This is a genomic window from Mucilaginibacter sp. P1_D10 (assembly GCF_056406215.1).
Genome location: NZ_JBFUAP010000003.1, coordinates 527,446 through 537,139 on the forward strand (window position 1 = coordinate 527,446; position 9,694 = coordinate 537,139).

13 protein-coding genes are annotated in these 9,694 nt (G+C 47.0%); 8 read left to right on the plus strand and 5 right to left on the minus strand.

Annotated elements, in window-relative coordinates; translation table 11 throughout:
* Positions 1 to 30: 30 nt before the first annotated feature.
* The 3 genes from AC1DYT_RS06685 (at position 31) to AC1DYT_RS06695 (ending at position 2,179) form a co-directional block, all read left to right on the plus strand.
* Positions 31 to 609, plus strand: coding sequence for a DUF6580 family putative transport protein (locus tag AC1DYT_RS06685; RefSeq protein WP_477468854.1), 579 nt, complete (start codon positions 31 to 33; stop codon positions 607 to 609).
* Between the two features lie 120 nt (positions 610 to 729).
* Positions 730 to 1,416, plus strand: a complete 687-nt coding sequence (locus tag AC1DYT_RS06690; protein ID WP_477468855.1) for an SIR2 family NAD-dependent protein deacylase — start codon at positions 730 to 732, stop codon at positions 1,414 to 1,416.
* A gap of 46 nt (positions 1,417 to 1,462) precedes the next feature.
* Complete coding sequence (locus AC1DYT_RS06695) at positions 1,463 to 2,179, plus strand: Dph6-related ATP pyrophosphatase (RefSeq protein WP_477468856.1); 717 nt, start codon at positions 1,463 to 1,465, stop codon at positions 2,177 to 2,179.
* A 221-nt stretch (positions 2,180 to 2,400) separates the two neighbouring features.
* Here the strand turns inward: AC1DYT_RS06695 and AC1DYT_RS06700 are convergent, their stop codons facing one another.
* From AC1DYT_RS06700 to AC1DYT_RS06710, 3 genes are all read right to left on the minus strand, one after another.
* Positions 2,401 to 2,649 (minus strand): hypothetical protein, encoded by a 249-nt coding sequence (locus tag AC1DYT_RS06700; RefSeq protein WP_477458740.1) that lies wholly within the window; start codon positions 2,647 to 2,649, stop codon positions 2,401 to 2,403.
* A gap of 99 nt (positions 2,650 to 2,748) precedes the next feature.
* Positions 2,749 to 3,456: a DUF3291 domain-containing protein gene (locus tag AC1DYT_RS06705; RefSeq protein WP_477468870.1), complete on the minus strand. Its 708-nt coding sequence runs from the start codon at positions 3,454 to 3,456 to the stop codon at positions 2,749 to 2,751.
* Positions 3,456 to 4,562, minus strand: a complete 1,107-nt coding sequence (locus AC1DYT_RS06710; RefSeq protein WP_477468857.1) for a DUF4062 domain-containing protein — start codon at positions 4,560 to 4,562, stop codon at positions 3,456 to 3,458. The genes AC1DYT_RS06705 and AC1DYT_RS06710 overlap by 1 nt, the downstream gene beginning before the upstream one ends.
* A 69-nt stretch (positions 4,563 to 4,631) precedes the next feature.
* Here AC1DYT_RS06710 and AC1DYT_RS06715 point away from each other — a divergent pair, with 69 nt between their 5' ends.
* The 4 genes from AC1DYT_RS06715 to AC1DYT_RS06730 all read left to right on the plus strand — a co-directional run bounded on the left by AC1DYT_RS06715 (position 4,632) and on the right by AC1DYT_RS06730 (position 7,396).
* On the plus strand, positions 4,632 to 5,108 hold the full coding sequence (locus tag AC1DYT_RS06715; RefSeq protein WP_477468858.1) for a GAF domain-containing protein: 477 nt from the start codon (positions 4,632 to 4,634) through the stop codon (positions 5,106 to 5,108).
* Positions 5,108 to 5,764 carry an alpha/beta fold hydrolase gene (locus AC1DYT_RS06720; protein WP_477468859.1) on the plus strand — a complete coding sequence of 219 codons (657 nt, stop codon included), beginning with the start codon at positions 5,108 to 5,110 and terminating at the stop codon, positions 5,762 to 5,764. The genes AC1DYT_RS06715 and AC1DYT_RS06720 overlap by 1 nt, the downstream gene beginning before the upstream one ends.
* Positions 5,761 to 6,363, plus strand: a complete 603-nt coding sequence (locus AC1DYT_RS06725; protein ID WP_477468860.1) for a DNA-3-methyladenine glycosylase — start codon at positions 5,761 to 5,763, stop codon at positions 6,361 to 6,363. Before AC1DYT_RS06720 ends, AC1DYT_RS06725 begins: the two co-directional genes overlap by 4 nt.
* Before the next feature lie 547 nt (positions 6,364 to 6,910).
* The gene (locus tag AC1DYT_RS06730) at positions 6,911 to 7,396 is read left to right on the plus strand and encodes a pyridoxamine 5'-phosphate oxidase family protein (RefSeq protein ID WP_477468861.1); all 486 of its coding nucleotides are present in this window, start codon (positions 6,911 to 6,913) and stop codon (positions 7,394 to 7,396) included.
* Between the two features lie 380 nt (positions 7,397 to 7,776).
* Here the strand turns inward: AC1DYT_RS06730 and AC1DYT_RS06735 are convergent, their stop codons facing one another.
* Together AC1DYT_RS06735 and nudK are read right to left on the minus strand one after the other, a co-directional pair.
* Positions 7,777 to 8,151 carry a DUF4406 domain-containing protein gene (locus AC1DYT_RS06735; protein WP_477468862.1) on the minus strand — a complete coding sequence of 125 codons (375 nt, stop codon included), beginning with the start codon at positions 8,149 to 8,151 and terminating at the stop codon, positions 7,777 to 7,779.
* Positions 8,148 to 8,726, minus strand: coding sequence for a GDP-mannose pyrophosphatase NudK (nudK, locus tag AC1DYT_RS06740; RefSeq protein ID WP_477468863.1), 579 nt, complete (start codon positions 8,724 to 8,726; stop codon positions 8,148 to 8,150). Before nudK ends, AC1DYT_RS06735 begins: the two co-directional genes overlap by 4 nt.
* A 61-nt stretch (positions 8,727 to 8,787) precedes the next feature.
* On the opposite strand from nudK, the gene AC1DYT_RS06745 reads away from it, so the two are divergent.
* Complete coding sequence (locus AC1DYT_RS06745) at positions 8,788 to 9,537, plus strand: DeoR/GlpR family DNA-binding transcription regulator (protein WP_477468864.1); 750 nt, start codon at positions 8,788 to 8,790, stop codon at positions 9,535 to 9,537.
* Positions 9,538 to 9,694 lie beyond the last annotated feature (157 nt).

Below are 9,694 nucleotides of genomic sequence, written 5' to 3' on the forward strand. Positions count from 1 at the left end.
AATCAATAAATTTGCTTCATATACAAAGCTATGTCATTACAAAAAACCAATACCCGCAATACCGTGCTTATCCTGATGATTATCGCATCGGTAGCTATGCGTTTGCTTACCTTTAAATTCCAATGGCTAAGCAATTTTACGCCGCTTGGTGCCATCGCGCTGTTTGGCGGTGCCTACTTTACCGATAAGTGGAAGGCCTACGCGGTGGTATTGGTATCGATATTCCTGAGCAATATCCCAATCAACTATTTGTATTCTCCTACCGGCCAAATAACCTTGTTTAGCAGCAGCGATATTTACATGTACGGATGCTTTGCGCTGATGATATTTGTGGGCAGCCTGATTAAAAAGGTGAACGTGTTGAACGTTGCATTGGCCGGCATCGTGTCGGTTCTTATCCATTGGTTAGTGATGGACCTTCCTTGGTTGTACGGCACTTTTTACCCGCACACACTGGCAGGTTATGGCACCTCTTTGGCCGCTGCTGTCCCTTTTGAAATGAACATGGTTTACGGCGACCTGCTTTTCGGCACCATTCTGTTCGGTGGTTTCGAACTGGCGAAAAGCAGATACACCGTATTGCAAGACAAAAAACAACTGGCGCTTTAGCGTTTATTTTCGATATTTTAGGGGCGGTTTTGTTTGTGCAAAACCGCCCTTTTTTTGTAAGATTTTTAAAGATTTTTGAAGAAATTTAAAGGTTTTTTTAGGGAAAAATAACACCGAATTATGGAAAATATCGTCATCCTTACCGGCGCGGGCATCAGCGCAGAGAGCGGTTTAAAGACCTTCCGAGACAGCGACGGCCTGTGGGAAGGCTACAATATCGAAGACGTGGCCACCCCCGAAGCCTGGGCCCGCAACCCTGAAATGGTGCAGCAATTCTACAACGAGCGCCGCAAAACAGTACTGGAAGCGCAGCCCAATGCGGCCCATTTCGCACTGGCAAAACTGGAAGAAAAGTACCACGTAACCATCATTACCCAGAACATAGATGACCTGCACGAGCGCGCCGGATCTACCAATATAGTGCACCTGCATGGCGTTATTACACGCTCGCAATCGAGCCTTAATCCTGCGCTTACGTACCCCATAAATGGCTGGGAAATTAAGATGGGGGACACCTGCGAGCTGGGTTCACAGCTGCGGGCGCATGTGGTTTGGTTTGGCGAAGCAGTGCCTATGATAGAGACCGCTGCCCGCATTTGCAGCGATGCAGACATCTTTATTTTGGTGGGTACATCCCTTGCCGTGTACCCTGCGGCAGGCCTTATCAACTACGTTCCGCGCCAGGTAACGCGCTATATTATCGACCCAAATATCCCGGTATCATCGGGCAGTAGGGTGGTAGAAATGCCTTACAAAGCAACGGTAGGCGTGCCTATGCTGGTAGAGGAATTGATGGCTGAAGGGTAAAATCTTTTCATTCACTCATTCATAATTCGCTAATTCACTCCTTAAAATGATCAAAGCTATCTTCAATTGGAGCGGCGGTAAAGACAGCGCACTGGCCCTTTACCATTGTCTTAACAACCCCGAAATCGACATCCGTTACCTCGTCACCACCATTAATGATGCCGTCGATAGGGTGTCTATGCACGGCGTTCGGAACGAGCTTTTGGAGCAGCAGGCGGCCCAAATCGGCATCCCTTTATACCCCATCCGCTTGCCCGAAATGCCCGGTATGGAGGCTTATGATAGCATCATGCGCGGTCATTTAGAACATCTGAAAAGCGAGGGGATAACCCACTCCATCTTCGGGGATATCTTCCTGGAGGACCTCAAAAATTACCGCGATGCGCGCCTTGCCGAGGTGGGCCTAACCGGTATTTACCCCCTCTGGAAACGCGATACCCACGAGCTTATCGGCGAGTTTTTGGGCCTCGGTTTCGGTACGGTTATCGCCTGCGTACAGGAGCGGTTGGAGGCGTTTTTGGGGCAAGAAATAGGGGAAGGGCTCATCTCCGATTTGCCGGATGGGGTAGACGTATGCGGCGAGAACGGTGAGTTCCATACCTTTACTTTTAAGGGGCCGATCTTTAAAGAGGCAATAGGCTACAGAACAGGAGAGCGGGTTTTTAAGGAATACAAAGCCCCTGAAAATACCAATGATAGCTGCGTTAAAGACACGGATAAAAAAACCTCCGGTTTCTGGTATATCGACCTTTTACCGGCTTAACCTCCCATTTATTTGGCTTTTATCAATGCCAAATTTAATTATCGCGTATTCTATAAGTTATTTATTTACCAGAACTTTATATCAACTTATATAAATGTATTATTTAAACAACGGCGACTTCTGACGATGAAAACAGGTCATTTTACAAAATTAAATTCTGTTTCACTGTTTTTGCAAAACTAAAGTGTTAATTGACAGATATTTAAGTGTGTTTTTGTTGATTAGTAATTGTACCTGTAGAATGCTTCACGATAATCTTTCAACATATCGGCAAAACGGGCGGCAACGGTCTTTAAAAACTCCTCGTCGAGTAGTTCGAAAACGCTGTTCACGCCGTCGGTCAGGTCCATTTCGGGTATCTTGTAACTCTGCTCCATGCTCCCCTTCTCAATCTTCACGATGAACTTTTGGTTCATGTTCAGGATGGATATCTTGAATTCGGGGTGCGGTAGTTCGGCGATTATTCTCATGTTGATTATTGATTTTTGTAATTTTTAAATGTCGAATATCGAACTCCCAATTTCGAATGATGAAGTTTTTTCCTTCGAAATTCGGCGTTCATTATTCATTCATTCGTTATTCAAATTTATTCCTTCCAGCGGGTTTTTCCCATTCAACGTCCCGTTACTTTCGATGATGGCGAAACGGGCGAAAAGCTCTTCGCTGTACCAGCCCTCGCTGCGTGTTTTTTTGATGACCTCGGCGTGCTCCTTGCTGCCATAGGCAAAGGCCTTCATATGTTCCATGCTCTCCCAAACCGAGAACGTAGCCTGCCGGTAAACGGGCGCTTCGCCCACACCAATGGAAGTAATGTAACCTGGTGCCACCGCCATCAGTTGGGCTACTTCATCCACATGGCTCCAGAAGTTTTTTAGTCGGCTGGTTTTGATAGTAGCCCGTGTGAGCACGGCCATTGGCCCTGTACCCGGTTTAGTGTCCGGTTTGCCGAATGGTTCTTTGCCATCCCATTTTCCATGGCTCATCACCGGTCGGCATAGTACGGTCCATTGTTCGCGGCCCAGCGCTTTCCACCACTTGCTCACGAAAGATTCCCGGCGGAACTGCTCGTAATCTTCGCGGGTGTCCCATACGGCTAAAAGGCCCCATTGCTGCCAGTCGGGTTGCAGGTCGAAGGTGCCGTTGCGGCCCGTGCCCAGCAGTTTCCAAAAGCTGCAGCCGGCCTGCATAGCCATTGGCAGGCGGTGCACGGCCATGGCCAGCAGGGCAAAGGGCACGAAGCTTTTTCGGTAACGTATAATGGTGAGGCTAACGATCATCAAAATGGAAGTTGGGCGCTCCTGATGTTTTCTGTTAGGGCAATTCGAAATTCGGTGGCCTGTTGTTCCGATATGATCAGCGGTTTTATTTTGGTGATATAGTTTTGAACCAACTTTTCAATCTTCTCATCTACGGAGAAGCCATCTAATAGTCTACCAAGATCTAAGTTTATTAAAGTTATCTGTATGTCTCTATTTGATATATAGTCACCGTAAGTCATTTTGCCATATCGGTAACATAATTGATCGAATGTTTGCTGGGTCAAAATAGTGTTAAGAAAATAGTCTGTTATTAAATCCATAACATCATCGGCCACTTTGTGCAGGTGTCCGTGATCTAATGGAAAATCAACATATTCATAGAAATTATCAAAAAAGAATGATAATAATAATCTGAATTGTTCATCGATAATTTCTGAGTATCTGTCAGGTTTGATAATTTCTTTGCCAACCTCTTTTATTACAGCATTCATGTTATTTGTTAAACTTTTCAATTCTTTAACTGCGTCGAATATTTCATCTTGTCGGCTATTTTGCTTTAAGGATTCCAAGTATAAATGAAACATTCCACTAATTTGATCTCTTAGATACAGTTCGATTTCTTCAATTTTTTCGAATGATTTTAGCGCTTTTGTAGATACCAAATCAATAAATTTGAAAATATTTATACTGTCAACGTGGAAAAATTTAAAACTGTCGTCAGCTACTGCCTTCTCATAGAAACTTCTGTTAATTTTGTAGGTGCTGTATTCGCCAAGTACATTTTTATCTATAAAAATGAACGTAGGAATGTTGTTCTGTAGCGCAGTCTCATACTCTTTACGCGTGATTGATATGTACTCCTTATCATATATGTATTTTTCAACCTCTGAATCTTGCTCACTAATTATAGACCCATAACGTCCACCTATCATTAGAATCATAATATGACATGTTTTTACTTCGTTAAAACAAGATATGTCTAATGGTTTTCCATGTTCAAATGTTACTTTATTTGCCTCGAAGAGCACAGGTTCAAAATTCATATTATATAAAAATTTTTCTAAGCTTTCTCTAACGTATTTCAAATCATAGTATGTTGAACTGATGAATATTCTTGGTTTCATTTATATAATTTCTGAGTAAATAAAAATCTAAAGTTAAAAGTAAATTACTGCTTTCACTACTTTTGTTTCATGGCAGAAGACCTTAAAATAACCGCCTCGGCAGATAAGGCCGAACAATATAAATCGCTCATTCCGCAGATAGAGGCCCTGCTTTTTGGCGAGCCGGACCTGGTGGCCAACCTGGCCAATGTTTGCGCCGCACTAAAGGAACAGTTCAAATGGTTTTGGGTGGGCTTTTATTTGGTGAAGGAAGGTGAGTTGGTGCTCGGCCCGTTCCAGGGGCCGGTGGCCTGTACGCGGATAGGTAAGGGCAGGGGCGTTTGCGGTACTGCCTGGGTGCAGGCGGAAACGCTGATCGTGCCCGACGTGGAAGAGTTCCCCGGGCATATTGCCTGTAGTTCGCTTTCCCGCTCGGAGATCGTGTTACCGCTGTTTAAAGATAGCGAGGTAGTGGGGGTGCTGGACGTAGATAGTTCGGAACTTGCGGAGTTTGATGAGAGCGACGCGCAGTACCTGGCTGAAATCGTAAAGCTCATTAAATTTTAATGACGAAGGTATTTTTGATCGCCGGCCTGGGTGCGGATACGCGCCTGTACCAAAACATTATTTTACCCGAGGGTTACGAGGCTGTGCCGGCCGATTGGATAGCTCCTGCGGAAACGGATACTTTAACAAGCTATGCACAAAAGCTTGTAAGTCATTACGCTATCGCTGATGACTCGATTGTTATCGGCGATTCGCTGGGGGGGATGATCGCCATAGAAATTGCCAAGCAGGTAAAGCTCGCCAAGGTAATCCTGATATCGAGCATTAAGACCGCCGATGAAGCGCCCTGGTATTTTAACTTCCTGCGTTACGTACCCATTTACAAACCCATCCCCGGCACCCTGTTCAATAAGCTTGGTTTTTTGGCGGGGCCGATATTCGGCAAGATGTCTGCCGATGAACGGAGTTTGTTCAATAGTATGCTGAGTAAATCCTCGCCCGTTTTTTTGAAATGGGCTATGCATGCCGTTTTGTATTTCAACAATACCGAGCCAATTGCCAACTTATACCACATCATCGGCGACAAGGACCAGGTGTTCCCCTGGGAGAAAATCAAAAACCCAACGGCTATCATCAAAGGCGGCACACACATCATGGTGTTCGATAGGGCGGATGAGATAAACCAATTGCTGGCCGGCATTCTGCAAAAACCATGAAGCTACCCGAAGCATATTACCTGAGCAGCGATGTGGTGGCCCTCAGCCGCGACCTTATCGGCAAATATCTTTTTACCTGCATCGACGGTGTAACTACCGGTGGGTACATTGTTGAAACAGAAGCCTATAACGGCATAGTTGATAAAGCTTCCCATTCCTACGGAAACCGCATCACGCCCCGCACGAAGACGATGTTCGAACAAGGCGGCATTGCTTACGTGTATCTTTGCTACGGCATCCACGAGATGTTCAATATCGTAACCTCCGTGGGCGGACAGCCCCATGCCATCCTTATCCGCGCCATTGTACCTACCGATGGACTGGACACGATAATGCATCGGCGCAATATGGATACCTTGAAACCCAATATCACCCGAGGCCCCGGCTCTGTTGCGAAGGCCCTGGGCATATCGCGCAAAATAAACGCCTGTAGCATGCAAAGTGATACGATATGGGTGGAAGACCGCGGATTGTATTTCGATGCCTCTGAGGTGGCCGCAGGGCCACGTATCGGCGTGGAATACGCCGGGGATGATGCGCTGCTGCCGTACAGGTTCTATGTGCGCGGGAATGCCTTTGTGAGCAAGCCCAATAAATGAGATTTCCTCCAGACGGCGAATTAAGACCTGTGGCGAGCAGGAGTGGTTCGAGTGTGTTCGTCGCTGTTAAATGATTTTTGATGCCTTAGGTGGCGTTTTATGGGCGTGTAGCGGGGCGTGGGACTCACCCCGACGGCACTCCGTGCGTCGACCCTCTCTGCTTCGCAAAGAAGGTGAAGAAAAAAAAGCGAAAACACAGGCCCTCTTTGCGCAGCAGAGAGGGTGGTCGAGCGAAGCAAAGACCGGGTGAGTCCACTCGCGACGCGGACGTTGGCGCTCTTCATCCCGCATATTTAACTCACCCCGACGGCCCCGTATGTACGGGGCGTCGACCCTCTCTGCTTCGCAAAGAAGGTGAAAAAAAAAGCGAAAACACAAGCCCTCTTTACGAAGTAGAGGGTGGTCGAGCGAAGCAAAGACCGGGTGAGTCCACTCGCGACGCGGACATTACCGCCCTCCGTCCCCTGTAGCCCCAAATATTTTTCACGAACAACCCTAACAAATACCTCATTCCTGCGTATATACCTCATCCAATTTCCCGAACGAGATGAGCACACACCCAACCGCCGAAAACCTGAAGTACTTCCGCGATGAAATCAACGAAGTCAAAATTGCCATGCTGACCACCTACAATGCGGCGCGTGGTTTCAATAGCCGCCCCATGGGCACGGCAGATGTAGATGCCGAGGGTAATATCTGGTTCTTCACCAACGAGCACTCCGAGAAAGCCAGCGAGATATCCGTAGAAAACTCCGTATCCCTTACGTACTCCGACCCGAAGAACCACACCTACCTCAGCATCATAGGCGAAGCCGAATTTGTGGACGATAGGACACTGATGGGAAAATTATGGAATCCCTTCGTAAGCGCCTTCTTCCCCGGCGGACTCGACGACCCGGCACTCATCCTCCTGAAAATTACCCCTACCGATGCCGAGTACTGGGACAGTGATAGCAGCAGCATGGTGGTGCTCTTCACCATGCTGAAGGCAGGCATAACCGGCCACCGGGCAGATGGGACGATAGAGATGTAGAAGTTTGAATATCGAACACCGAACGCCCAATTTCGAATGATGAAGGAAAAAGCGTTAAGAAAAGCTCCGTCATTCTGAAATTTTTTCAGAACCCCATCACAAAAGTAGCCACTATGCTAAGTCGCCTTGTATGGTGGTAACTTGCCGCGTAGGGTGCCGAAACAAGTTCGGCATGACGCAGTATCTATGTTTTATGCTAGCCCAGTTGCATGCTGTTGACCTGCCGTGTGGGGTGCCGAAACAAGTTCGGCATGACGGTATTTTGTATTTAAGTAGATGGTGTAATTATTTATTAACCAGTAAATTAAACCAATATAAGGAAAAGATTTTTCAACTATTTCTCCCTTCATTATTCATTATTCGAAATTCGGTGTTCGATATTAATTCCCTGCTTCGTTTAATAATTCTTCCAAATCATAATAAACTTTCAGTCCCAGGTTTTCGGCAAAGGCCACATCGCCGTCGGCACCTTTTGATGCGCCTTCAATCCTTAGAATAGCATCGCAGCGGGTAATCAGTCGGCGGGCAATGGGGTAAGATATCTCTTCGTAAATTTCGTCGCCCGCATATTTGCAGCCGGCTTGTTTCAAAAGCGGCAGGGCAAACCACTCGCCGATGATGGGGATATGCCCCGCGCGGAACAATGCCAATGCAGGTTCTTCCATGCGTTGCAGGTTTTGGGCCATCAGCGTCGGGTCGTCGTTTGTGCCTGAGCGGTATGGCCCGGCGATGAGGATGGTTAAGGCTTTCTTCATGATAAGAGCTTATTGATTTGTGCGTATTGTAAAAGGATAACGGTTTTGGCATCGCGTATCTCGCCGTTGGCAATCATGGCTATCGCATCGGCGAAGGGTAGTTCCATCACTTCGATGTTCTCGTGTTCGTCTGCCGCGCCGCCGCCTTCGTTCACTTTCATGGCGCTATCATACTCGGCCACAAAAAAATAAAGGATTTCGGTAACCGAACCGGGCGACATATATAGCTCGAACGCCTTTTGTACAGACCGGATCTGGTAGCCCGTTTCCTCCTCTGTTTCGCGGCGGATGCATTCCTCGGGGTTGTCATCGTCCAGCAGGCCGGCACAGCATTCTATCAGCATACCATCCTCATTGCCATTGATATATGTAGGTAACCTAAACTGCCTGGTAAGTATTACGGTGCCCTGCTTGGCGTTGTATAGCAGTATTACGGAACCATTGCCGCGGTCGTAAGCCTCGCGTACCTGGGTTATGGTGCTGCCGTCTTTTTGCGTACCTTCAAAGGTTACCTTTTTTAGGGTGTACCAGTTATTGGAGAGTATCTCGGTTTTAAGGATGTTGATGTTGTCCATTTTTATTTTGAACGAATTTGATTGATAATGATTATATTTGAACAAATTACCGAATAAAAAAATGAACTTTCAAAAAAGGAAGCAAAAAATTTTTGAAGAACTGGATAGCCAAGGCGAGGTAGACATCAAAAAACTGGCTGCCGGATTAGGCATATCTGAAATTACCGCCCGGCGCGACCTTAACCAACTCGCTGCCGATGGCCTGTTGTACCGTACCCACGGCGGGGCCGTAAAGGTGAACCCGCAGGAGCGACCGCATGCTTTCGTCAATAAAGCTGCGCAGAAAGCCGACGTTAAGGATGCCATTTGCCGGGTAGCCGCCGCGCAGATACAGGACGGCGATATTATTTTTATGGATTGCGGCAGCACGGTTTTCCGGCTGTGCCAGTTCATTAGGAACAAGAGGATAAAAGTGATAACCAATTCGCTGCCTGTTATTTATGAACTTCAGGATAGCGGGGTTAGCCTCAACATTATCGGCGGCGAACTGGACGATGCCCGCCAGGCCATGCATGGCACCATTGCCAACGAGCATATTGCCCGCTACCGGGCCACCAAAGCTTTTTTGGGGGTAGATGGCATTTCGCTCAACGGCCTCTTCGCCAATAGCGAAAAAGAAGCAGGCATTACTACCGCCTTTGCCGCCAATAGCGCCTACACCTACCTGCTTTGCGATGCCGGTAAGATAGGCCGCGAAACCTACTTGAACTTTGGCGGGCTGGATATAGTGGATGCTATTATTACTAACGCCGGTGAGGAGGCGATGCTAGGGTATGAAGAGCAAGGGGTAAAGGTGTTGCGGACGGCGTAATAGTCAGACGTCATGTTGATTACTATGACATATGCAAATGTTTTTGCCATGATAGTTTATTTTTCATGAAGATTTCTTGATTAAACAGTGTGTCCGAATGAATGAGTTTGAATACAAGCTTTAGCAAGACGTTTTTTATCCGATTCAATATGGATAG

Coding starts and splice junctions, on each gene's coding strand:
- AC1DYT_RS06725 (WP_477468860.1), top strand. CDS start 5,761: ATGAAGCTACCCGAAGCATATTACCTGAGCAGCGATGTGGTGGCCCTC.
- AC1DYT_RS06700 (WP_477458740.1), bottom strand. CDS start 2,649: ATGAGAATAATCGCCGAACTACCGCACCCCGAATTCAAGATATCCATC.
- nudK (WP_477468863.1), bottom strand. CDS start 8,726: ATGGACAACATCAACATCCTTAAAACCGAGATACTCTCCAATAACTGG.
- AC1DYT_RS06745 (WP_477468864.1), top strand. CDS start 8,788: ATGAACTTTCAAAAAAGGAAGCAAAAAATTTTTGAAGAACTGGATAGC.
- AC1DYT_RS06685 (WP_477468854.1), top strand. CDS start 31: ATGTCATTACAAAAAACCAATACCCGCAATACCGTGCTTATCCTGATG.
- AC1DYT_RS06735 (WP_477468862.1), bottom strand. CDS start 8,151: ATGAAGAAAGCCTTAACCATCCTCATCGCCGGGCCATACCGCTCAGGC.
- AC1DYT_RS06690 (WP_477468855.1), top strand. CDS start 730: ATGGAAAATATCGTCATCCTTACCGGCGCGGGCATCAGCGCAGAGAGC.
- AC1DYT_RS06720 (WP_477468859.1), top strand. CDS start 5,108: ATGACGAAGGTATTTTTGATCGCCGGCCTGGGTGCGGATACGCGCCTG.
- AC1DYT_RS06710 (WP_477468857.1), bottom strand. CDS start 4,562: ATGAAACCAAGAATATTCATCAGTTCAACATACTATGATTTGAAATAC.
- AC1DYT_RS06730 (WP_477468861.1), top strand. CDS start 6,911: ATGAGCACACACCCAACCGCCGAAAACCTGAAGTACTTCCGCGATGAA.
- AC1DYT_RS06705 (WP_477468870.1), bottom strand. CDS start 3,456: ATGATCGTTAGCCTCACCATTATACGTTACCGAAAAAGCTTCGTGCCC.
- AC1DYT_RS06715 (WP_477468858.1), top strand. CDS start 4,632: ATGGCAGAAGACCTTAAAATAACCGCCTCGGCAGATAAGGCCGAACAA.
- AC1DYT_RS06695 (WP_477468856.1), top strand. CDS start 1,463: ATGATCAAAGCTATCTTCAATTGGAGCGGCGGTAAAGACAGCGCACTG.